Source organism: SAR324 cluster bacterium (assembly GCA_015232315.1).
Lineage (GTDB): Bacteria > SAR324 > SAR324 > SAR324 > NAC60-12 > JADFZZ01.
In genome coordinates this window covers 37,604-62,188 of the sequence record JADFZZ010000027.1, presented here as the reverse complement: position 1 = coordinate 62,188, position 24,585 = coordinate 37,604, and the positions used below count along the sequence as shown (strand labels likewise).

Annotated in this window: 22 protein-coding genes; 5 read left to right on the top strand and 17 right to left on the bottom strand. The window is 43.9% G+C overall.

Annotated elements, in window-relative coordinates:
- Positions 1-132 precede the first annotated feature (132 nt).
- From HQM11_16085 to HQM11_16030, 12 genes are all read right to left on the bottom strand, one after another.
- Positions 133-1,242 (bottom strand): glycosyltransferase family 4 protein, encoded by a 1,110-nt coding sequence (locus tag HQM11_16085; protein MBF0352552.1) that lies wholly within the window; start codon positions 1,240-1,242, stop codon positions 133-135.
- The gene (locus HQM11_16080; protein MBF0352551.1) at positions 1,226-2,497 is read right to left on the bottom strand and encodes an O-antigen ligase family protein; all 1,272 of its coding nucleotides are present in this window, start codon (positions 2,495-2,497) and stop codon (positions 1,226-1,228) included. The genes HQM11_16085 and HQM11_16080 overlap by 17 nt, the downstream gene beginning before the upstream one ends.
- A gap of 186 nt (positions 2,498-2,683) precedes the next feature.
- Positions 2,684-3,520, bottom strand: coding sequence for a glycosyltransferase family 2 protein (locus HQM11_16075; GenBank protein MBF0352550.1), 837 nt, complete (start codon positions 3,518-3,520; stop codon positions 2,684-2,686).
- 65 nt (positions 3,521-3,585) lie between these two features.
- The gene (locus HQM11_16070) at positions 3,586-4,992 is read right to left on the bottom strand and encodes a hypothetical protein (GenBank protein ID MBF0352549.1); all 1,407 of its coding nucleotides are present in this window, start codon (positions 4,990-4,992) and stop codon (positions 3,586-3,588) included.
- A gap of 209 nt (positions 4,993-5,201) precedes the next feature.
- The gene (locus tag HQM11_16065) at positions 5,202-7,067 is read right to left on the bottom strand and encodes a hypothetical protein (protein ID MBF0352548.1); all 1,866 of its coding nucleotides are present in this window, start codon (positions 7,065-7,067) and stop codon (positions 5,202-5,204) included.
- Positions 7,064-8,071, bottom strand: a complete 1,008-nt coding sequence (locus HQM11_16060) for a hypothetical protein (protein ID MBF0352547.1) — start codon at positions 8,069-8,071, stop codon at positions 7,064-7,066. The genes HQM11_16065 and HQM11_16060 overlap by 4 nt, the downstream gene beginning before the upstream one ends.
- A gap of 43 nt (positions 8,072-8,114) precedes the next feature.
- Entirely contained in the window at positions 8,115-8,849 is a 735-nt protein-coding gene (locus tag HQM11_16055; GenBank protein ID MBF0352546.1) for an SDR family oxidoreductase, read from the bottom strand.
- A complete protein-coding gene (locus HQM11_16050; GenBank protein ID MBF0352545.1) occupies positions 8,846-10,180 on the bottom strand; it encodes an FAD-binding oxidoreductase in 1,335 nt (444 codons plus the stop codon). Before HQM11_16050 ends, HQM11_16055 begins: the two co-directional genes overlap by 4 nt.
- Positions 10,181-10,258: 78 nt before the next feature.
- Positions 10,259-10,489, bottom strand: coding sequence for a hypothetical protein (locus tag HQM11_16045; protein ID MBF0352544.1), 231 nt, complete (start codon positions 10,487-10,489; stop codon positions 10,259-10,261).
- A 201-nt stretch (positions 10,490-10,690) separates the two neighbouring features.
- Complete coding sequence (locus HQM11_16040) at positions 10,691-10,930, bottom strand: DUF4926 domain-containing protein (protein MBF0352543.1); 240 nt, start codon at positions 10,928-10,930, stop codon at positions 10,691-10,693.
- A gap of 9 nt (positions 10,931-10,939) precedes the next feature.
- The gene (locus HQM11_16035) at positions 10,940-11,278 is read right to left on the bottom strand and encodes a hypothetical protein (protein ID MBF0352542.1); all 339 of its coding nucleotides are present in this window, start codon (positions 11,276-11,278) and stop codon (positions 10,940-10,942) included.
- Positions 11,279-11,568: 290 nt separating this feature from the next.
- Positions 11,569-12,453, bottom strand: coding sequence for a decaprenyl-phosphate phosphoribosyltransferase (locus tag HQM11_16030; protein ID MBF0352541.1), 885 nt, complete (start codon positions 12,451-12,453; stop codon positions 11,569-11,571).
- 349 nt (positions 12,454-12,802) lie between these two features.
- Here HQM11_16030 and recN point away from each other — a divergent pair, with 349 nt between their 5' ends.
- Positions 12,803-14,500: a DNA repair protein RecN gene (gene recN, locus HQM11_16025; GenBank protein MBF0352540.1), complete on the top strand. Its 1,698-nt coding sequence runs from the start codon at positions 12,803-12,805 to the stop codon at positions 14,498-14,500.
- Positions 14,481-15,395, top strand: coding sequence for a thermonuclease family protein (locus tag HQM11_16020; GenBank protein MBF0352539.1), 915 nt, complete (start codon positions 14,481-14,483; stop codon positions 15,393-15,395). The genes recN and HQM11_16020 overlap by 20 nt, the downstream gene beginning before the upstream one ends.
- A 234-nt stretch (positions 15,396-15,629) precedes the next feature.
- Here HQM11_16020 and HQM11_16015 read toward each other — a convergent pair whose 3' ends face one another.
- Genes HQM11_16015 through HQM11_16000 form a run of 4 tightly spaced genes read right to left on the bottom strand, consistent with a single transcriptional unit; the run spans position 15,630 to position 19,829 of the window.
- A complete protein-coding gene (locus HQM11_16015; protein MBF0352538.1) occupies positions 15,630-17,039 on the bottom strand; it encodes an NAD(P)(+) transhydrogenase (Re/Si-specific) subunit beta in 1,410 nt (469 codons plus the stop codon).
- Positions 17,039-17,332: an NAD(P) transhydrogenase subunit alpha gene (locus tag HQM11_16010; GenBank protein MBF0352537.1), complete on the bottom strand. Its 294-nt coding sequence runs from the start codon at positions 17,330-17,332 to the stop codon at positions 17,039-17,041. Before HQM11_16010 ends, HQM11_16015 begins: the two co-directional genes overlap by 1 nt.
- A gap of 16 nt (positions 17,333-17,348) precedes the next feature.
- Positions 17,349-18,506, bottom strand: coding sequence for a Re/Si-specific NAD(P)(+) transhydrogenase subunit alpha (locus tag HQM11_16005; protein MBF0352536.1), 1,158 nt, complete (start codon positions 18,504-18,506; stop codon positions 17,349-17,351).
- Positions 18,507-18,545: 39 nt separating this feature from the next.
- On the bottom strand, positions 18,546-19,829 hold the full coding sequence (locus HQM11_16000) for a nucleotide sugar dehydrogenase (protein MBF0352535.1): 1,284 nt from the start codon (positions 19,827-19,829) through the stop codon (positions 18,546-18,548).
- Positions 19,830-19,981: 152 nt separating this feature from the next.
- On the opposite strand from HQM11_16000, the gene HQM11_15995 reads away from it, so the two are divergent.
- The 3 genes from HQM11_15995 (at position 19,982) to bioD (ending at position 23,609) form a co-directional block, all read left to right on the top strand.
- Positions 19,982-21,472 carry an AarF/ABC1/UbiB kinase family protein gene (locus HQM11_15995; protein MBF0352534.1) on the top strand — a complete coding sequence of 497 codons (1,491 nt, stop codon included), beginning with the start codon at positions 19,982-19,984 and terminating at the stop codon, positions 21,470-21,472.
- Positions 21,473-21,624: 152 nt separating this feature from the next.
- Entirely contained in the window at positions 21,625-22,944 is a 1,320-nt protein-coding gene (locus tag HQM11_15990; GenBank protein MBF0352533.1) for a M18 family aminopeptidase, read from the top strand.
- Positions 22,945-22,958: 14 nt separating this feature from the next.
- Positions 22,959-23,609, top strand: coding sequence for a dethiobiotin synthase (gene bioD, locus HQM11_15985; GenBank protein ID MBF0352532.1), 651 nt, complete (start codon positions 22,959-22,961; stop codon positions 23,607-23,609).
- Here bioD and HQM11_15980 read toward each other — a convergent pair.
- Positions 23,555-24,583 (bottom strand): hypothetical protein, encoded by a 1,029-nt coding sequence (locus HQM11_15980; protein MBF0352531.1) that lies wholly within the window; start codon positions 24,581-24,583, stop codon positions 23,555-23,557. The two genes, bioD and HQM11_15980, sit on opposite strands and share 55 nt — an antisense overlap.
- Positions 24,584-24,585 lie beyond the last annotated feature (2 nt).

The following is a 24,585-nucleotide window of genomic DNA, read 5'->3' as shown; positions in this document are numbered from 1 at the left end:
TTCGTAATTTTTTTAAGTTGTGGTTCGAATACCTTATACTGTTTTCTAATGGTTTATCTGGTCTTGGATGTTGGTTTTTGGGGTTCAGAACTCAGGAGTGCGAGCACTTATGATTGAAACAAGTTGCATGTTTCATGATGAAAGGATTTCTGATAGCATATCTCTGAGACGAGTTTCAAACTTTTCCAGCGTGTAGTTTTCAAGAAATTTCTTTCGCCCAGCCACCCCCATTGTTTTTAAAAGATCGGGATTTTCAAGAAACAGACTAATTTTTTTCGCCAATGCTTCAGGATTTTTAGCTGGAACCAGAAATCCGGTTTGTCCGTCATCTATGATTTCAGGGATGGCTCCTTCAAAGGTGGAAATCACAGGAAGTTCAAATTGCATAGCTTCCAGGATAGTGAGAGGAAAACACTCTTGTTCGGTTGGAAGAACATATAGATCAGCTTTTGAAAAAATAGCCCATTTATCTTCGTCAAACTTCGGGCCCAGAAAATGGACAACCTGTCCAAGTTGATGTTCCTTAACATAATCGATCAACGTTTGCTGAAAGGATTCTTTCCACATATTGCCGACGAGCCAGATTTCAAGGTTTGCCTGAACCTTTTCCTTTAAAATGTTCACAGCTTTTAATAGGGTCAGAGGCCCCTTGCTTTCCATCAGCGCAGCCAAAAATAAAATTCTCAGTTTATTCTCGCCATCATATTGATGATCCTTATAATAATCGGGAATACCATTGGCTAGTGTATGCCTGACATAGGTGGAGCGGACAAAACAGATATCCTCAAACAATCGGTCACTGAGATGGATAACGTGGGTCTTCCTGAATATCACTTCACATAACCATCGTTGCCAATGTTTGGCAAATGAGATCATTCCCTGCCCATGTAGGTGAAGCACAATTTTTTTACGAAATATTTTAATCATCAGGATTAGAAGAACGTCCCGATAAAATGAAAAACCTTTAGGCGAGGGGGTAATATAGACCAAGTGGACTGAAGATAACACCAGTGCTTTTAGGGTTTGCCAATAAACGCGGAATCCCTTGATAACCTTGTCAGGTTGAAACCGGTCAATATCATTGATAGAATTTGCGCCAGTTAAATTAATATATTCACATTGAAATGTTTCGTTAATGATTGCGCTGTTCTGAATTCTCTGATTAACCATCGCAACGCCATGCACTGGCGGAGGGAGTTGGAAAATAAACAGAATTAAGGATCGTTCAGATGATTGAAACATAAGTGGATGATGGATACAGTTTGTATACTTTTTTGGGGTAATAATGTTGGATGCTTTGATACAATAGACCTAAAATAGCCCAGTAGATTCCCGCATAGCGGGGGGATTCCAGGATAACATTGAACATCGCATTTACGGTCATGAATATAAATCCAATGAACAGTACATTAATTTCTCGATTTTTTAGAAAGAGAGGATGTTCTATAAAGACACGATACAACCAGAAATTGATAAAGAGGAGAGGAACAAACCCGATTAACCCCAAACGAATCAATAAAAAAATGAAAGAATTATGCACACCCAATGTGTAAGGAAAATACAAATCTTTGTTGTTTTCATTGGTGTACCAGATAAACCATGTTTCCTGAGCTTTGCCAAATAAAGGGGTTCCAAAGCCAATTCCAAACACTGGATTCTCAGAAATGTGATGTTCCCATGCATAACTCCAAAACATCAGACGCCATATGGCATTATTATCTGAAACCCCCAGTTTTTCAGAGATAATCCCATAATTTCCAGCCTCGACCCATGTATCATGTATTTTTCCACTAGAATAAAAACGATTGAATTCATGATAGCTCCAATTCAAAAACAAGAAACCACACAAGATCACAATCAATATAGCAGGTGGATATAATAAGCGAATAAACGATGCCCTTAACAAAATAAATATTAAATAGCTTAAAAACACCATTTTACCGGTTGAATCTCCACTGATTAAATACAGCAAGAGCAGAATACTCACATCATATGACCTGAGACTTTTTACTATTAGAATATAAACAGGAGTGGTTCTGGAAACACCTGAGAACAAGGAGAGTAGTGCCAAACTCCATGATATCATAGAAGAGAGGCGGTCTTTGAATCGAAGATAGACATTCCACAAACTACAACCCAGAAAAAATCCAAAGATGGAATACCATACTGGCAGGGTTCTTAAGAAGCCATACCAGTCTTCTTGCAAAAAAAGACCAGAATAAAGCGAATAGAGCAGGCCATAGCCTGCTAAAAACATTACTGACTTGCTGAGCAAGTCGCTACGACCAGAAAAAACAGTCCAGTTTTGTATCAGTGTCAACACCCCGCAAAAACTGAGAATTTCATTGACATAAAGAGGCGTTGAAAACAAGAAAGACTCATGTTCCAGGCCGATCCATACATGCAATAGAAAAACATAGAAAATGATCCAGCTCAACCAATTACTTTTGAGACAATCTATCCAAAAATGTGTTTGGGCTATTTTGAATATGTTCATTTGAAGAGCCTCACTAAATTTATTTCACTCATGACATCCAATAATTGTATCGCCGCCAACTGGCCCAAAACCATTTTGTGGCAAACTAAATTTGAGTTTTAGCCAAACGCTATCATCACAAGCAGGAGCAGCCATTACCCAAGGCATAATTGGACTATGTTTTTATTGAGAATCGGATTGCACCCTTCATGAATTCCAGTGAGTGTGTCCCTGCTGTTTTCTTAATTTCATGAGCAGGGCACGATGCCATTGTTTATTGATGGTTGTTCGTAATGATCTGTAAGCAAGCAGAACCAACCCACCTTTTTCCCAATGCCGAAGTAATACTTTCATGGTTGGAACATACCGGTGCCAATAATGCCTCGCACTGATGCTATCTCTTCGTTCGACTACCGTAACCAAGGCTTGTTTGATCACAGTCAATCTGACAAAGGGAGACATTCTTAGCCATAAATCATAGTCTTCCATAATCATAGCAGGATCTTCATCAAAGCCTCCCACCTGAACGATCAGATCTTTCTTACATACCACAGCCGGTGTTGGTAAAAAATTACGACGATAAATTTGCATGGGTAATGGCCGATCGGAATTATATTTATTTCCGTTAGGTATAAGGACAACTTCTCCATTCAAACGTAAATACTCCATCCAGTGCAAAAAGAAATTAGTATCAGGTGAAGCCTGGATTGCCTGTGAGACAACACTCAGTTTTTCGGGTTTCCATGGATCATCGGCATCCGCAAATGCAATCCATTCTCCTTGTGCAGCAAAAACACCGGAATTACGTGTTGCGCCGGCTCCGCGATGAGCGTTTTCTATAATTTTAAAACAAATACTTTTTTGTTCAAATTTCTGCTGGATATGTTTCAACTTCTGAATGGTTTCGTCTGAAGAACCATCATCTGAAACAATAACCTCATATGGAGGTAAATGTTGTTTCAAAATGGATTCAAGCGTGTTTTCAATATAGGCTTCAGAATTGAAGGTAGGACAAACAACAGAAATGGAGGGGATTTTTGTCATGATATTAATAATCTATACGTCAATAAAAATGAAAAATGGATAGCAGATACCATGAAAACATATTTTCATGAGGCATTTTTTTGATTTTGTAGCCATTTCTTTTTTTCTGATTGCATAAACTCGAGAAAAAAAGCCAAACCGCATCCTAGAACTATCGCGACAATCAATCCTTTTACAATAGTTTTGACTGCCTGGGGCAACGTTATCGGTGGCGTAAGATTCAATGATTTTGTTGCTAATGGTTCCTGTATGGCTATATCCAGATGAGTCTCAAATAACCTGTCTTTGGATATCGGATTTTTAAACTCATTAAGGAATTCACCATGATTCTTGATTTCATTCAGATAATTGTTTTTAAATCGTTCAAATTCTGAATTTTGTTGTACAAGATCAAAATACAAATTAGGCAAATCATTTGCATTAAAGGGTTTGATTTTTTTAGAGAGTTCATTGTTTTTTCCAATCAATGTTTGCTGAAAAACTTTCTCGGTAAGCGTCATCGGAGATACTGTAAGAAGCGCTCTGGAATCAAAGACATTGAATACTCCATGCTGGCTCAGCAATTGTGTACTTTTTTCAAGTTTTGTACGAAAACTAATTTCTGATTCTTTCAAACTCTGACTGATTTCAACTTCATATTTTTGCCTCATAATATCAAAAAGTTGTCTAAAATAACCTTTCAACGCATTATCAAAACTATGAACAATGTTCAATGCATGTTCCAGAGATGGATAAGGCTTCGTTATTACCAAGATTTGTGCACCTACAGTTGAAATATTCAGGGGAAAGAGTGCTGTTTGACTTTGAAAAAACACTGTTTCCATATAGTTGAACGTCTCTTCATCCAGCGATGCTACGGCTTCTTTTACCTGATTATATGCTTGATCTTCAGTTTTATGATCTTCCTTTTCTACTTTTACACTTTTTTCCAAAAGAGATACAATCATTTGTCTACGTTTAGTCTGATTTTCATGATTAATAATGGGAAGGAGTTCAGAAAACTCTTTAATTTTAGAAATCTCTGTTGTTTCCAGTAAATACTTCCAAAAGTCATATGATTTAAATTCTTTGATCAAATCTATTTCACCAAAACGAGACAGCAACACCTGAATCATTTTATCTTTTTGGAATAAAGGTATGATTTTTAAGGTGGTTGTGTAGGTTGTTGGTAATAAAGGTTGTGCTTCCTGCAGGGGCATACCACTTTGCAAAGTTAGAGATGGTGGGCTTTCTGGTGGTGGCTCTCGCAACAAAAAGGGAATGTATATATAGAGCACATAACTGCTTGCCAAAACGGTCCCCAAGACCATGAATCCGATAATCACTCGTTTGAAGTTCCATAAAATCAGCCATAAGCGATAAAGATTGATGGGTTCGATATTATTTTCTTTTGCGGGATACACCCATAAAGGGACTTCTTTGGGCGCGAGTGGAGAAGTTTTGGATTCCTGATTTATTTCGTGATTCGTCATATTTGATATTTTAAACGGGTTTAGGGGAATCTATAGTGTTCCAGATAACTATTTTCTGGGAGCGCGGGCGTCCCAGTCCGCATTTGGAGGGCATCTTGCCTCTCTCTGACCAAATTATTTTTCTGGAATATATAGAACCAAAGCCTTTATTCTGACCTGAATTTATGGAATTGGTTGATTATCAAAAATAAATGAATTCGATTTTTCTCTCATTCATGAGATAGCACACGGTATACCTGAATATTATTCCATTGAAAGATTTTTTTTGTCGAGCCTTGAGTTTCCAGCAAGGTCAGTTCCTGTTCAGTGTTGGGAGGATAATACTGGGAGGTATTCCTGACATGCGAAACAAATAATTTGGAATCCCAATGTTTCTCAAAACCTGATGACTGAAAATCCTTTCCACGATTGATCACGATATAATCGTATTGGTGAGCAAGTTGATTAGGAATAGCAACAGATCTCCATTTCGGGTCTGGAAAATAACATCTCCCGATACTACCATTACAATCATTGGAATAGAACCCAGACGTAATGAGTAACGGATATTCTGTGATGCCATCGGTCAAAATCATATGTGCGTGTTTAGGTTGGGCTTTTAAGAAATCATACACGGGCTGCCATTGGACATGATTGTGAGCTGGTTCCATTCTTTTGAAAAAGTGGGTTCCTTTGCCATTCATGGAAATTTTCATGGAATAGTAAAAAATGGGCATCAACAGGAAAAGGCCCACTGCTATCTGTTTGATGGATGATGATTTGAGTGGACACAATATTTTATAACCATGGACCATCAATACTGCGGATGAGCCATAAAGTGTCGACATATAAAACAACCGATTGAAAACACGGTCATCCAGCAATGTTGCAAATAATGTTGCGGTTGGAGGAACGGCAATCAGCAGTAATGGTATCCAGGAAAACCAATAAAAATATAAGTATCTTTTTTGTGGGAGCCCTCTAAGCAAACACAAACTCACCAGACTATAAAGAACCAGAAACCACATGGAAACTGATACAATATTCAAATCAGCCTGATTCAGCAGGTTGGCACTCACCCAACGGACTCCAAACCATTGACCCCAGTCATAAAAAATAGAGTTGTTCACATCAGGAACATGTCTGGGGGCTAACACCGCCATGATGGTGATGGTCAGTAAAACCATTCCGCCATGAATGCCCGTCCACCATGTCAGTGTCTTATCCCTGTATCGAGATAAACAAAAAAACAGCGTGGCAAAACAAAACAAAATCCCTAGAAACAGAGCTTCCTGCTTATGGGAGAAAAAAGAAGCTATCAGAAACAGGAACAAAATACTGCCAAAACGAATCAATGCCGACCACCAATTTATGGGCAATTTTTGGAAATAGAGCCAGGACAGCACCAATCCGTCAAATACCAACGTCATGCAAAAAAAAGCAGGGGCAAACGTGTAATAGCGATAAAATGAATAAATATCGACGCCCCAGGTCAGGCATGAAATCACTACAGCCAATGTGCTGATAATAGAATGGCGGGTAAAGAAAAACACCATGGCATAAACGGAGATGATGAGTAGCATGGTGAATACCGCGGATGTTTCATTCAATGCGGTCATCAATTCATAAGGCGCATAGCGGATCAATGTCGCATGAATCAAGTAAGGATAAAACATGGTGTTGGCGGAAAGACTTTTGCTAAAATCAACAAATCTTCCTTCATTCAGTAAATCTCCAATCCGGTATAAATGAACACCATAAACATCTGCTGGAAGTTCCAGATACGCTCCCTGATACAGATATTGATACAGAAATATTGCCAGCAACAGCACAATAAACGGGATGTGCTGTCGGGCGATTTTCAGGAAATTTATTTCACGATACCCCCACCAGAAAAGAAAACCAGACAGTGTGACAAATCCAATGAAGTGTCCTTGTGTGATGTGTGAAATGGAGACTCCGAGTTTGTGAAGAACCACGAAACCCACAATCATCACAGCAAAAGGCAACCCGATAGAAAAATAGGCGCCACCAAATATTTTCCGGGATAAATAACAGGCAGACAACAGATAGGTGAGACCCCAAAGAATGATCATAGCAAGCTTTCCTGGTAATTTCCTTTTTGCAACCAATCCACAAAAGGAAGACGATCCACAATCAACATTTTGACGCTGATACCGTTTAAAGCGGCCTGTTCAAGCACCGGACTCAGCATTGAAAACTCGTTATCTTCCGGAGTCACCATCAGGCCCTCTTGATGGTGCGAAATTTTACAATGTTGACAGACCCACTGTTCAGGATTTAGGGTTAACGAATTGCTTTGTGTTTGATCTGCGTTTTCTGAAGTTGTTGAAATAGCTGAAATCAAAATATAGCTCACTTTTCGGGAGGCCGGGTAAAGCTGAAACTGTTGTATGGAGTCGTTCTTCATTCTTTTAAAATAAATTTCCTGAATCTTTCCATTTGCGACAATTTCAATAGATTGCGAAGGACTATAAACATGGGTGTTCCCCCAGACAATACGTGTTGTTTCCATGTAAGATCTGGATGGCGCGTAATACCAGCAAAGCCAGATCACAACACAGGAAAACAAAAGAATTGCTGGAACCATCCCTGTCAAAACTAATAATTTCCGTTTGAATCGCACCGTCGTTGAATGACGCTGAACTTCTGTGGCTTTAGAAGTTTTGTGCCACTGTTCAACCTGATTTTCCCACTCGGCAATCACTCTCGCATATTGATCAACCCACTTCAAAAATGAGATGCGGTTGCTATCGGTATCTGTGAGTTTTCCTAACGATTGCACCGCATTCCACCCTTTGACGGTCATCACCCCTGAAGAGATAACTCTTGATCCCATCGTCTGTTGGTCAAAGTCAGGGGAAGACTGTCCCAGAAGAATGCCGCAACCTCGAAGAGTACATTCGATCGACTGTTGAATAAACGGAAGGGATCTATGAAAATGACTATTTTCGAGAAGAATCTGGCCTGTATCAAACAAATCTCTGGCCTGGCGCAACAAAGCTTCAAACTCTTGCTGCAATCGAGTTTTTTCTGAATCGTTGAGATGCGTGAGATGCGTTAAATCCCATTTAATCAAAGTGAGTCCTGACTGATGTGATGGAAGAAGGTTGGACCTGATTTTACAGTTTGAGCCGTTTAAAGATGGATTCCGGAATCAGGCAGATGATCAGCATGATGTAACGCCAGAACCAGCGGGTGTACAACACATCCCGCTGAGATCGTCCGGCTCGTACAATGTCTTTGGCCACTTGATCCGGTTGTGCTGTAAGTGCCGGAGGAAGGTTCATGTTTTCTGTCATTTTGGTGAAAATAAAACCCGGTTTGACGGTCATCACATGCACCTGAGAGCCATACAACCTGTTTCTTAAACCGGACAGATAGGCACTGAATCCGGCTTTGGCGCTTCCATAAAGATAATTGGATTGCCGACCCCGATCTCCTGCCACAGAACTGATGCCAATGATACTGCCGTCTTTTCTGGATTCAAAATCATTGGCAATCACGTTTAGTATGGAAACAGCCCCCAGATAATTGGTTTCCAGAATTTTTCGGGACTCTTCAAAATCTCGAATAGCAAGACTTTGATCGCCCAGATAACCAAACACGCACACCACAATGGCCGGCACCTCCGTTAAATTCCGGTAAAACGCCTCATGATTCGCAAAATCAACCGCGTCAAACTCAATGGCTTTAGCTGTGACACCATAACGAATTTCCAGATCATGGCAAGTGATCGACAGTCTTTTTTTCGCCTCACGGGCCGCCAGCATCAAACCATAACCTTCACGGCCATATTCATGGGCCAGTGCCTTGGCAATGTCAGAGGTCGCGCCTAATATCAATACCTGTTTCATGAAGTCACTCCTAATCGTTGGGAAAGCATGGACGCGAATTTTTGTTTTCCATATTTTTGAATCATTTGTTTGGCCTGTTCGTTATCCGCATAAGTCTGGTGAAAAAAATCAGGTTTCATCCGTGCGTCCTTTGCCAGATACAGGCGTCCACCATAGTCCAGAACGATCTGGTCCAGTCGATCCAAAAATTCAAAAATGCCCGGTTTGACCGCAAAATCCAGTGCCAGCGTGTAACCTTCCATTGGAAATGAAAGCGGTGCAGGATTTTGTTTGCCAAATAATTTCAAGACGGCCAGAAAAGATGCCTGTCCTTGCACTGAAATCTCCTTCAGAATGCGTGTCAACCCTTCACGGCTCACTTCTTTGGGAATCACAAACTGATATTGCAGAAATCCGTTTTTTCCATAAATTCGATTCCAGTGATAAATACTGTCCAGCGGATAAAAAAACGGATCATACGGAATCACGGATTCATGCGCCTGGTCCGGATATTTCCAGTAATACAATTCGTTAAACGCTTTCACCGTGTGGGAATTCAGCACCCATCCCGGAAAATTCACAGGAACATCCAGCTTGATTCCTGATTTTATAAGCAGAGGGGTTTGACTTGACAGACCACAACGAGCCATATCCTCAAGGGTCGCAGATTCTCCCCGCATGAGAACGCTGCGCCCGAGAGCATTCCCCTGAGCCAGACAATCAATCCAGGCAACGGTATAAGTCCAGTCTTCTGAGTCTTCAAACAGAGCCATGATTTCATCCAGATTCCCGGCTTTATGGGTTTCCTGACGAATGTATGCGGTTTGGATCGGCTTCAGCCTCATCGTCACTGTCATCACGATGCCCGTGAGTCCCATTGCGCCGAAGGTTGCCCAGAAGAGTTCGGAATTCTTTTTTCGGGAGCATGTCAGACTGCGACCATCCCCTGTCATGAGGTCGAAGGATTCCACGAACGAGGAAAAGGAACCTTCCTTATGATGATTTTTTCCATGCACATCCGCGGCGATTCCGCCACCGATAGTAATGAAACGGGTTCCCGGGGTCACTCCGGGAAAAAATCCTCGAGGCACAAAAATTTCCAGAAGTTCAGCCAGGGTCACACCAGCTTCACAAGTCACAATCCCCTGTTTTGAGTCAAACTCAAGGATATGATTGTGTTTCAGCGTGGAAACAACATGCTCCCCCAGCGAGGCATCGCCATAACTGCGTCCCATCCCACGAGGAATGGTCTGACTCCATTCCGAAAGAATCTGTTTGAGAGCCGCAGAGGTTTCAAAACCTCGACTCACGGCATTCACTACCGGATAATTTCCCCAATTCGCGATTTTCATCAATCCACCTTTTTCGTTTATCGTAGAAACGCGATTAATCGTGTCTCTACAGGTTCCGTTCTCAACAATGATTTTATTTCAACAAAACGCTACACGGTCAATCAGGCTTTCCGACGCGTGAAGTGGTGAAAGTGCCAACTCCGCAGACAACTGTAGCCCTGTCACGAAAAATTTGGGAGCCATCATGGTTTCCTCGTCAAAAAATTCCTGCTGTAAATAATTTGGTGATGAAATCCTGTGATCCGCCACGATGTCATCCCCGTGAAAACGGGGATCCAGGAGTGCGCCGATGGATTCCGTGTCAAGCACGGAATGACACCGCGCGATGGCTTGAATCGGTTACCGTCACCAGAAAATTTACAGCAACAAAAAATTGGCATTAGGGTTCACAGAGGCCTCTCCCTGCATACTGTGGGGCGGTGCATGAACTTACTATAAACTTTTGAAAGAAACACAGATTGGCCGTCCGGGGTGGTACCAGTTTGGGCTGATTACTGGTTCAGCGTTGTTTTATGCCGGGATTGCCTGGTTTTCCAGAAAAGGATCATAGTGCAATACCAGGAGTTGTTCCCCCGTTAAACCAAGCGAAACGTATGAACGCCCCTGACTATCACTAAATTCCACCTCAAAAGCAGAACCATTAGCAAGATTCTCTACTACGGTTCCTACATATCCCCGCTTCAAATTGTGTTCGGGCAAATCAACTGTCAATGCAACCACATCAAATAATTTTACAGTTTCATTCATCATCAGACCTCATTATTTTTCCAGCACATAACAACTGGTTAATCTTGGATATGACACTTCAGGTTCAATGATCCACGCACTGCGAACCATTGCTCGCCTTCCTCGCCATTCTAAGGGAAAATCTACTTGATACCGTTCTCCATAACTATCTTTCAATCCAGCCTCCGCATCATATTCCCGGACGATTCTGAGCAGGATTTCGCGTAATGCTTCGGCATCATCTATCGTTATTCCTAATGCGGATGCAAATACCCATGCTTTATTCCTGCCTGTCTTGTGTTGTGTGTTGAGACTGTATTCCTGAAGTTTCCTGATATCCGCTATCGCATGATCAGCATTTGGTACTTTCATATCATATCACTTTATTCCCAGGGTTGTTCATTTCTCCTTATTTTGAGCGTCAACCGGATGGTAGGCGGGGATTACATGCCCCGCAAACGCCCAAAATCGTATTTTTGACGGGCACGTAGTTCCGTCCTCCCAGAGAAGTGAACAGCCCTGATTTTATTCCATAAACATCATACCAGGCTATCGCCCAATACCCGTGAGTGACATCAGTTCCGTTCTCAACAATGTTCTGTCTTCAGGCGCTAAAGAACGCTGAAAGACTACCTGAAGGCGGAACTACGAACTAACGTGGGTTAATAAATCAGAAACATGAAACTGCCCAGCCAAGCTATGAGAGTTCCCTGAAGAAACCTGTCATTCAGCAAAATTCTTGTGGGATCACCACTTTTATTTTCTACAAAGGTGATCTGCATGTATCGCAAAATCCCCAACAACACAAACACTACGGTCAGATAGAGATAATCGCTATGAAAATTCTGACGGATTTCCAGTGAAATTGTATAAAAAATATAGGCCACCACAATCACAGCGCTCATCAATACCATGGTGGCATTGATGAATTCCAGATTGTATCCGTCAATGGATTTCCGTGTTTTTTGTATTCCTGACGCAAGCAGTAACACATCCTCACGGCGTTTGGCTACAGCCAGGAACAGGGCCAGAAGAAACGTCAGCAGAATGATCCACATGCTGATTTTGACCTGAGCCGCGAATCCTCCAGCAAAAACCCTCAGCACAAAACCTGTGGCAATGATCATGATATCCAGCAGTGCGATACGCTTAAGGCCAAGGCTATAGACGAGATTCAGAAGCCAATATCCTGAAAGCACGCCCATCACTTCGGGTCTTATCATCCAGGCACCATAGAAGCCAGTGGACATTAGAAAAAATGATAGCAACAAGGCTTGATGAGATGGAATCAATCCCGCGGCCAATGGTCGCATTTTCTTGGTGGGATGCTGCCGGTCCTCTTTCATGTCCCGATAATCGTTGATGATATAAATGGAACTGGCGACCAGGCAAAAGCAGACAAAGGCCCCGAATGTTTGAATAAGCGCGGGAATATCTGTTAAATGTTGAGCGAAAAAGATGGGAAGCAGAACAAAAGTATTTTTAACATATTGATGAGGACGGAGCAGTTTATAATAATTGCCAAGCGTCGAATTGATGGTATTCATGCAGAAGCATCCCGGATGTTTCATTTTTCGTTGATTTTAGAAATCAAGCCTATGAAAAAATTGGTGAAACCTCTCACAGACACAGGGGATTTCCAAGACAATTATCTGTGGATGTTACCCCGGTCCAACCGGTTAGACGTACTCACCCATAAGTTTTCCTGAGGCAAGCGTTGCTATGGTTTACCCATCGTTTTCTCCATAATTTAGTAAATTAATTCGTTTGGAAACTTTTAAAACACTTTCTAACAATTTCATTGAAGGTTCGATGCGGTTATGTATGTTGTTCATGCGTTTCATTTGAAATAGTTTTACCCACGGATATCTCACTCCTCATTCAACTGAATTCATTATGTTATCGCATTTAAAAATTTCCAATCTGGCCACTATTGAAAAAGTCGAACTCGATTTTAAGCAGGGATTTTCCATTCTGACCGGCGAAACAGGTGCCGGAAAATCCATCATGATTGACGCGCTTCAGTTGATTCTCGGTCAGCGCGCTGATAATTCACTGATCAGAACTGGTGCCGATCAGGCTTCTCTTGAAGCCGTGTTTAACACAGGGCACTCCGAAGCCATTAAAAGTCTGTTGGAAGAATCAGGCATTCCAGCAGATGAGGAAGTGATCATTCGACGGATACTTCCCAGAGATGGACGTCAGAAAATTCTGGTCAATGATGTGAATCTGACTCAGGCACGACTGGCCATGATCGGTCGTTTGCTGGTTAACATTCATGGTCAACATGACAATCAATCCTTGTTGCAGGCCTCTTCTCACATTGATTTTCTGGATGGTGCCGGGCAATTGCTTCAGGACCGGGAAGAAGTACGCACACTGTTTGACCGATATGAACAGATCCTGGAGGAAAAAAATCGTCTGAATCAGCAACTTTCGTCCCGTAACGCCCGTATCGAAGAATTGGGTTTTCTGCAGGAAGAATTGACCAGCGCCAATCTGAGAGTCGAGGAAGAAGAGGAATTGAACCAGGAAGCCGGAAGATTATCTCATGTTGAACGGCTTACAGAAATATTCGCACAAGTCCAGGGACAGCTTTATGAGTCGGAGGGTGCCATGATTGACACCATAGGATCTATCTCCAAATTGTTTCAGGAAGCCGCAACGCTGGATTCAGGTTGCCTGGAAATTCAGGAATCTATTGAAAACACCCAGTCACTGCTCAAGGAAATCTATCTTTACGCTACGCACTATTCATCCCGCATGGAAGCCGACCCTAAACGACTGGACTGGATCAATGAACGTCTGAATGATCTCCAGCGATTGAAAAGAAAGTATAAAGTAGAATCCATCGAAGAATTGTTGCTGCTCAAGCAAACATCGCAGGCCGAACTGGAGGAACTTCAGAATCTGGATTTTGACCTTCAGAAATTGACACAGAAACTGGAACAGACACAAAAACAACTCCATCAGAAATCCATGGAACTGTCCGCAAAACGAAAAGCCGCGGCAAAGCTTCTGGATGAACAGATTATTCAGGAAATTCATCAACTGGGGATGGAAAAAGCACTGTTTCAAACGAACATCAACATGAACATCCATGTCGCAGAAGGCACTTGCAGATATTCATCCAAAGGGGTGGATAATGTTGAATTTCTGCTATCCGTCAACCCCGGCCAGGAATTGAAAAGTCTGGTCAAGGTTGCGTCCGGGGGCGAACTCTCCAGAATCATGCTGGCCCTGAAAACAGTCCTGACGGCTGTAGATACCGTAGAAACCATGATTTTTGATGAAGTAGATACAGGAATCAGTGGTCGCATCGCGGAAATAGTCGGACAAAAACTCCGGTCTCTCGGAAAAGACAGACAGGCACTGTGCATCACTCATCTGCCACAGGTCGCCGCATGGTCAGACCATCATCTGGTTGTCAATAAGGATGTGATTGATGGTAAAACATTCACCTCGATTCGTGAACTTTCAGCCAATGAAAAAATTGAAGAACTGGCACGGTTGATTGGTGGTGTGGATATCACTGCTAAAACCATGCAGCTTTCCAGGGAGATGCTGAAAAGTATTGACCGGAAAAAACGGTGACAGTGTGAATTGTGCCCAACGAATTCTGCTGGTGATACTTCTGTTGTCATTTGTGGTTTCAGTCTATGCTCTGGAAGGAATTCCTGACCATTGGATCCGTTTCCCCATTCCGGATACCATGAAAACTGTGGTCGATGGCGATACCTTCAAAGCGGATCTGAATGCCAATGGTCAATATGCGCCCAAACATGAAAGTATCCGGTTACTGTTTGTAGATACACCTGAACTTTCAGAATCGCACAAAGGTCAGGACCTGAAATTTGGTCTTCCCGCCAAAGTATTTCTTGATTCCCTGTTGAACAAGAAACCTCTTGCCCTCTGGATCAATCCTCAAAACAAATACGACAAACATCAGCGGTTACTGGCGATTCTGGAAGTCAGACAACAGAACGGAAATCTGTTGTTGATCCGTGAAGGTCACAGTTATTTCGACACGCGTTTTGGTTTTCCTCATAACTTTAATGATTATGCCCGGGCGGAAGCGCTTGCGTTCAATCGTCATCGGGGAATCTGGAGTACTTCGGCTTCCCGGCAAAGATATTTGAAACGACTTCAGAGTGAAGGAAAAACGATTTTTTCCACTCAGAACCCCTTGTTTATTCCAGAATTGCTCCAAGCCGGTGAGTTCGCGCCAAAGCGTTTTGAAGGGAGGTTTGTCCGCATGGAAGGCCAGATTAAAAAAATCAGAAATTTCAATAAAGGTGTCCAATTGTATGTGTTTGAGTCTTCCGGAGACAATGAAATCTCAGTTGTCTGGTTTGAGCATCAGCGGGAAATGCAGGGTTCTGCGCATCTGGCTATAGGCGACCAAATGTATGCGGAAGGGTTTGTCCAATTGTACAAACAACGTATCTGGCAGATCCAGACTTATCGTGCCTGGAAAATGTCAGACTAACTCACAGGGGAATGAGACTTCAGACGATTTTCTTTTGCTCGTGCCCTACGCCAGTGGGGCACGTTATCCCTCAGGCGAAGCTCTGCTTCGCACTTACCGGAGGTGGGTCATGTTGAACATTTCACAGGGGAATGAGACTTCAGACGATTTTCTTAAACGTGTGGTGAGGGAAAGACAATGCGGAGAAGACGGTTCCCAATAGAAAAACATTGGGAACCAAAACTATGGGGCTTTTTACAATTCTTTCATTGAATTGATAATTCCCTGCAATGCTTCTTTGGCATCACTGAACATCATCAATGAGTTTTCGTTGATAAACAACTGATTGGGAATTCCCGCAAAACCTGGACTCAGGCTACGTTTAACCACCACAACAGTTCTGGATTTATCAACTTCCAGAATCGGCATTCCAAAAATAGGACTGCTTTTATCATCACGGGCCGCAGGATTGGTGACATCATTGGCGCCAAGAATAATGGCCACATCTGTCTGGGCAAATTCAGGATTAATGGCATCCATTTCCACCAGTTGTTCGTAGGGAACTTCTGCTTCAGCCAACAGGACGTTCATGTGTCCGGGCATTCTTCCCGCAACTGGATGAATCGCGTATTTGACATCAATGCCTTTTTTGATCAGCATGTCTGCCAGTTCACGAGTGACATGCTGTGCCTGAGCAACAGCAAGACCATACCCAGGAACAAACACAACTTTCTGAGCACCATCCAGCAACATGGCAACTTCATCAGGTCCAGTGCTTTTGACTTTGCCTTCATAAAATTCTTTACCTGGCAGGGCCGCTTTGGCGTCATCGCTGACGATCGCGCCCCCAAACAGGACGTTGACCAGTGACCGGTTCATGGCTTTACACATGATGCTACTCAGAATCAGTCCTGAGGCACCTACCAGCGAACCACTGATGATCAGTCCATTGTTGTTCAGAATAAAACCTGTGGCGGCGGCGGCCAGACCTGAATAAGAGTTCAACAGGGCAATCACAACCGGCATATCGGCCCCACCGATCCCCATCACCAGCAAAACACCAAGTCCCAGTGAGATGACAAAAACCATCAGCAAGCTGAAGCCGCTGTTGGCTGGATCAAACAATATCACCAAGGAAAACAGAGCCAATAACCCTACAGAGCCAAAACGAACATTTTTCTCATTGGGGATCTTGAACGCGTTTTCCATGTGGCCTTCGAGTTTGGCATAAGCCACAAGACTTCCGGATAGTGTCACCGCACCAATCAAACCGCTGAGAACCAGCGCGACAGACCAATCGATTCCAGGTTCCGCGGAACCAGCCGCCACCATACTGACTTCTTCCAGATAGGCGGCCGCGGCCACCAACAGGGATGCACCACCCCCAAGTCCATTGAGCAGAGCCACCATTTGTGGCATTTGTGTCATCTGTACTTTTTTTGCCAGCCAGACACCAATACCGGAACCAATGATGATTCCCAAAATAATCCATCCATAACTCAATACGTTACGATCCAGCAGTGTCGCAAGCACTGCGATCAGCATGCCGACAGCCCCTTGCTTGTTTCCAAGTGGAGCGGTTTTCGGAGAACTAAGTCCCTTGAGTCCAGTGATAAACAGAACCGCAGAGACCAGATAAGCAATGTTAATGATTAGTGCCATGATCACCCTTTCTTTTTACGTTTAAACATTTGCAGCATACGGTCAGTCACTAAAAATCCGCCAACGATATTGATCATGGCGAAAACAATGGCCAGAAAGCCCAGAAACGATGAAAACCAGGTACTGTGTTCACTGCCGCCAGCCAGCAAAATCGCACCAATGATAGTGATTCCTGAAATCGCGTTGGAACCGCTCATCAACGGCGTATGCAACGTCGGCGGCACCTTGGTGATCACTTCGTAACCGACAAACAATGCCAGCACAAAAACGGTTAATGATGTAATGAATATCTCCATGCAAACCTCTCCTCTGTTATTGTGGTTGTTCCAATAAAGGCTTTAACGCCGGATGCACAATCTGTTTTTCATGCACAACAAGTGCTCCTTTAATGATTTCGTCTTCCATATTCAGATTCAGCGCACCATCTTTGACCATATTCAGCAAGAATGTGCTGATGTTTTTGGAAAACAACTGGGAAGCATGCACCGATTTTCTGGAAGGATAATCTATATATCCCACCAGTTTCACCCCATGTTTTTCCACAATTTGTCCGCATACGGTGCCTTCGGCGTTACCCCCTCGTTCAGCGGCCAGATCCACAATGACGGAACCGGTATGCATTTGTTGAATCATCGCATCTGTGATCAGACGGGGCGATGGTTTCCCGGGAATCGCGGCAGTGGTGATCACAACATCCACAGTCGCCACTTTGGCGGCCATCTGTTCCTGTTGTTTCCGATAAAAGTCCTCTGACTGCGCTTTGGCATAGCCGCCTTTGTCCTGCGCATCCTGAGTGCCAAGATCAAATTCAACAAATTTGGCGCCCAGACTTTCCACCTGTTCTTTAACGACAGGACGAGTGTCATAGGCTTCCACCACCGCACCCAGACGCTTGGCTGTGGAAATAGCCATCAAACCGGCAACGCCGGCCCCGATAACAAAAACTTTGGCTGGTGTGATGGTTCCTGCGGCAGTCATCAGCATCGGGAAATATTTTGGTAGCAGAGCCGCACTTTCCAGCACTGCACTATAGCCGGCGATTGCCGCCATTGAACTCAGAACGTCCATGCTCTGCGCACGTGTGGTTCTGGGAACAAACTCCAACCCGAAAGTGGTGATATTGCGTTCAGCCATTTTTTTCAGGACATCCAGTTGGGAATAGGCATCCAGCAGAGAGATAAGGATACTGCCCTCTTTGAGCATATCCACTTCGTGGCAGTTCACGTCGTTATTTTGCATTGGCGGCTGAATTTTCAGGACTACATCCGCTTTGGCAAACATGGCCCGGACATCGGTTTCAATCACGGCACCTGCATTGGCATAAGCCTCATCAGAAATGAAAGCTCTTGCGCCAGCACCGCTCTGGACGACAATATCCAGTTTTGCTTTTTTCAGGGCCGCAAGCGTTTGCGGAATGACCGCTACCCTGTTTTCTCCGTCAGCGATTTCTTTGGGGATTACAATCAGCATAGGATTCATTGAAATGAAGTGAACAAAGGAGGTCAGACACTATAAACACCAGTATTTGACCGTTTCAGGAAAATCATTTTGGTGAAAGCAGGATTTGATGTCTACAAATACACCCTCTTCATCAGATTTCAGCCATTGCATGATATATTGAGGTCCTTCAGCGATGAAACACTGATGCATCACAGCCATAACAACAGCATCATATGAGCCTGCCCGGGGTGTCGAAATAAATTCAATTTCATATTCTTCGTGAGCTTCTTCCTGATCAGCAACCGGATCATAGACATCGACCTGGCAACCCCAGTCCTTGAATTCATGAACCAGATCAATCACTTTGGTATTGCGTGTGTCGGGAATGTTTTCTTTGAAGGAAAATCCCAGAATCAGAATTTTGGAAGATGTCAGGCGTTTATGCGCATGAACGAGCAAACGAATGACTTTGGTAACAATTTCCCTGCCCATATTGTCATTGATTCCACGACCGGCAAGGATCATGGCAGGATGATAGCCCAGTGACAGTGCTTTGTGCGTCAGGTAATAGGGGTCCACGCCAATACAGTGTCCGCCCACAAGGCCAGGGGAAAATTTAAGAAAATTCCATTTGGTACCAGCCGCCGCAAGCACATCGGCGGTACGAATTCCCATTTTATCAAAAATAAGCGCGAGTTCATTCATCAAAGCAATATTCAGATCACGCTGAGTATTTTCAATCACTTTTGCGGCTTCAGCGACCTTGATAGATGCGGCTTCAAAAATACCTGCGGTGATAATACTTCCATAAACGGAGGAAACAACTTTCAAGGAAGCGGCATCCATTCCGGAAACAACCTTGGTGATTTGTGTGATTCGGTGTTGTCTATCTCCCGGATTGACTCGTTCCGGAGAATAACCTACCTTGAAATCAACTCCGCATTTCAGGCCGGACGCATTTTCCAAAACCGGAACACAATCTTCTTCGGTAGCCCCGGGATACACGGTTGATTCATAGACAATAATACTTCCCCGTGACATGTTCTGGCCAATCGTTTTTGAGGCACTGATCAGTGGTGTGAGGTCTGGGATTTTGCTGTCGGTAACGGGTGTCGGTACCGCGACAATAATAAACTCACATTGACCGATTTGGGCTGGATCTGCTGTAAATTCAATAGAGACAGATTTCAGTTCTTCAGTGTCTACTTCGCGGGTACGATCAATGCCGTTTTGCAGTTCTTCAATACGGTGTTGTTTTTTGTCAAAGCCAACGACTTTAAATTTTTTTGCGAATTCCACTGCCAGAGGAAGACCAACATACCCCAAGCCGACAATGCATATTTTATTGATGATGGGTAACATAAGAAGAGTCCATATTTTGGGTAGGTTCCATGTAATAAAATTAGTGACGCACACTAAAAAATAGGGGTAAAAAGTGCAAGTGATTATTGTGTTAAAATAAGCACTGTTATCGATTTTATGAAACTTTATCTGAGAAACTTATTATGCCGTTAGACAAGTTGTTTCGGAGTTCCAAACGATTTTTGGAAGAGATTGGACAGCATACAGGACAATGGCTGGAAGAAGTCATTTCTGACCCTAAACTTCAAAAAGTGTTGCGTGAATTGCCTTTTGACCTTGGAACTCAAATGTCTCAGGTTGAACAGCAACTCATGGTGTTTCTTTCAGGGATTCTTCCTGAAAACCTGGATGTTTCCAGACTTTTTGAACAGGTTGAGTCACGTTTCAAGCAGGTCTGGCTGGAGATGGGAGGCATTGTTCAGTTTGGTGACCGATATGTTGATGCCGTTCAGGTGATCATGTCCATCGTCATCCGAACCAGGTTGTTTCAGTATTATTCCTCTCGACTCAACGAAGAGGAAAAACTTCAGAAAGAGGCTCTGTTGCATGAAAAAAACGCCATCGAACTGACCGACCTGTGTAAACGACAAAAAGGCGCATGGATCAAGGCCGCACAGTTTTTGAGTTGCAGAGCCGATTGGTTACCCCTTGTTTATCTGGATCACCTTGGCACGTTACAGGACCAGGCTCCTGCGACAGAATGGATTGAAGTGGAAAAAATTCTGGTTCAGGAACTGGGAGCTGAGTGGGAACAGATGTTTCTGGAACTGGACCGAACTCCTGTGGCAACGGCGTCCATTGCACAAGTCCACAAAGGCATTCTCAAGCGAAACAACCAACCGATAGCACTTAAAATCCAGCACCCTGATGTTTCCGCAATGATCAAGGCGGACCTCAAATTTTTCCAGATGGTGTCACAACTGGTCAATCGTGTGGAAGGAATTGATGTCAAACAGTTCATCAAAGAACTCTCGCGCAGTATTCTTCTTGAACTGGATTATTATCAGGAAGCACGAAACTTGAATGAATTCTGCTCAAGTTACCGCAAAACAACCTGGAAATTTCCACTGCTGATTCCTGAATTGCTCACCACACGCACCTTAGGCATGGAGTTTGTGGAAGGCATGCCTGTGCGCGATTTTCTCAAGAACACTCCGGGTGTCGCTCCGCTGGTGCTTAAGGAACTGGTTGGCAGTTTTATGCAACAGATTTTTTCTGTGGGTATATTTCATGCCGACCCTCATCCCGGAAATTTTTTCGTAACCCCCACCGGACAAATTGCGATTCTTGATTATGGCGCTCTGGGAAGGCTTACCCCTCAGGAAACAAGTCATTTTCAGAAAATAATGCTGGCACTGTTATTCCATTTGTATGTGGATTACGCGACGATCCTCACTCAGGCTGGCTTTCATGTCAGTGATCCGCAACGCCTGAATGACGCTCTGCATAATGCCAGTGTTCCACAGGAAGGGTTGTTGCAATTACAATTTTATCTCCAGATTCTCAAAGAAGTGGAGGTCGAAATTCCTGACAGTTTTATTCTGATGATCCGGGTGTTGATTTCGCTTGGAGGATTACTGGCACAATATCAGGTCAAACTGGATTTTCAGGAACTGGCCTCTTCACTGTTATAGCCGAGAGACATGATCTGGAAGAGCGTATCGTTTTCAATCTTTGACCTTGAACCTTCAAAAGCTTCCGACACTTGACTCTCGAATCATGGTGCGGGTAGATATAGCCCGTCATTCCCGATGTCTCAAAGATAACTCATACTTCATGGAAACAAATGTCTTCTGATACTCAAAGTGTTATTTCAACGCAGGCTTTGATGAACTTTCTGGATGAATCTCCAACCCCATTTCATGCGGTAGAAAGTCTGGTCCAGCGTCTCAGACCCCAAGGTTTTGAAGAATTGAAAGAAACCGATTCCTGGAAACTCGAAAAAGGCGGACGATATTTTGTATCACGGGGTGGCGGTTCATTGATCGCGTGGATCCAGAATGATAAGCCGGCAGAACAAGGATTCCGCATCATCGGTGCCCATACCGACAGTCCCAATCTCAGAATCAAGCCCAACCCGAACATCAGCCAACAGGAATATTGGCAACTTGGGGTGGAAGAATATGGCGGAGTGATTCTGGCCAGTTGGACAGATCGTGATTTATCACTGGCAGGTCAGGTCTTTACCGCCAATCAGGATAGTTCCCTCCAGAAACATCTGGTCCGGTTTGATGAACCCCTGTTGCGTATTCCGTTGCTTGCCATACACCTGAATCGGGAGGTCAACACCAAGGGATTGATCCTCAACAAACAAACCCAAATTCTGCCGGTATTCAGCATTAAACAGTCCAACGATGATAAACAGGCTGATATTTTGCGTGAATGGTTGGGGGAAAATCTGCACGTGGCACCTCAGGATATTCTTGGCTTTGATCTGTGTCTGTATGATGTCCAGAAAAGCGCGTTGACCGGCAAAAACAAGGAATTTCTGGTGAGTTCCAGAATTGATAACCTGTTTTCCTGTTTTTGCGCGCTGACAGCACTTCAGGGATGTGCGGATGAGAAACACAGACAGATTCCGGTTATGGCCTGTTTTGATCATGAGGAAATTGGCAGTATGACGGACCATGGCGCACGATCGTCTTTTCTCAAGAGCGTACTCACACGCGTTGTGCAACACACTCACAGCGATTCCCTGGCTGATTATGAACGGAGCATGGCTCACTCACTCATGATTTCAGCGGATATGGCGCATGCCGTACATCCCAGTTTTTCAGACAAGCACGATGCCCAGCATTTTCCTCATATGAATCAGGGGCCGGTGATCAAAGTGAATGTGAAAGGGAATTATGCAACCAGTGGCGCAACCCAGTCTATTCTGGAAAATCTGGCCCGGAAGGAAAAGATCCCTGTTCAACGGTTCGTAAGTCGAGGCGATCTGGCTTGCGGAAGCACGATTGGCCCTTATGTTTCCGGCGATTTGGGAATTCCGACCGCAGATATCGGTGCCGCCATGCTGTCCATGCATTCGATCCGGGAAATGTGCGGGAGCCATGACACCGAATTCATGATCCGGTTGATGCGTTCTTTCTATTTGCATTCATGAAAGGAAAAGCCCGAATGTCAAAGGCTCCTGAACAATTGTTTGTCACTGGAATTGGAACAGATGTCGGCAAATCAGTAGTTTCAGCAATTCTAGCCCAGAAGCTGGAGGGCGAGTATTGGAAACCCGTGCAGGCTGGAAATCTGGAAGATTCAGATTCACACCAGATGGCACGCTGGGTTTCTCATCCACATTTCAGGGTTCATCCTGAAGCCTTTCGGTTGTCTCGGCCAATGTCCCCTCATGCGGCGGCAGAATTAGACGGAGTTCACATTGAGTTGGACCAGATCCGGTTGCCCCAGACATCGCATCCACTGGTTGTTGAAGGCGCCGGTGGATTGATGGTCCCGCTGAATCATGACAAGCTCATGATTGATCTGATCGCCCAATTAAACCTCCCGGTAGTTCTGGTTTCCAAAAATTATCTGGGGAGTATCAACCATACTCTGCTTTCACTGGAACTGCTGAAACACAGACGGATTTCTGTTTATGGAATGGTATTCAACGGCCCTGAAAATTCAGCGACAGAACAATTTATTATGGAATATTCTAAGGTCAGGTGTTTGGGGCGAGTCATGCAAGAGGCCTCTATTGACGCCAGTATCATTCGACGTTATGCGGAATCCTGGACATGGTCCCCAGAGGAACCTTCCTCTGATTTTTGTTGAGGCGGAGTATCCACAGAAGTTTCTTCGGCATTTTCAACCCCCATCAAAATTCTGTGATGCCTGCGGGGAATCCCGTTTTGGCAGAGAAATTTTACAGTTGCGAAAAATGAACTGTTGTCAAAATCAGCGGGAACAATCTGGCTGTAATTTTTGTGTCCGTGGGACACCCATGTGAAATAATCCTTGAGCGTTTCAAGTTCTGGAATTGTATGCGAACGTTTTTTCCGGAATCTTAGCGATGGAACAATGGGGTATCCTGCTTTATGAAAGCCATGGGCAATCAAACCCGAACAGATGTAATATTTTTCAAACCGGGTGGTGCCGCCAATGTAGGCTTTCACATCAGGTCTGAATTTTTTATAAACATACTTGAAGAGAAGACTTTCAATGTTCTTGACATCATATTGAGGCTGCTCTTTCAGCATGTGCCGTGCGTGTTCCAACACGGTTTGAACCCCCTGATCACTCAACAACACAGGTCGGCAAATCCGTACATCCATTGCCAGATACTTGTCAATCGAGCTCAACAACACGCCTTCGGGTTCCGCCTCGATGATTTCGCCCTGTCCCATATAAAGAGCCGCATGGCTATAAGACGAATGGGTCAGTGTCTGAATCACACGACTGATACGCATATTGCCACGAACCAGAATCACATCTCCCGGTTGGGCGACTTCCATGAAACGTTTTTTCTTGTAAACCAGAAAGATGGCTTCTTCCACACTGGTACCGGATATGGATTGAAGCGGGACATCATCATAAGGCTGGGATTTTAGCAAAAAGTGGAGAAGGCGCTGATAGATGATATCTTTCAACAACTCCGGTGAAATGCGTTTGCCAATCGCGTTGATGACACCAAATAACCGGAAAATGATCCTGTCCAGCAAGGCGCTCCGACCTTCAAACACATCATGTGTCAGATAGCGATACAGACGTCGTTGCCAGCGCTTTTTTATGTGTTTTGAGGGGTTCATCA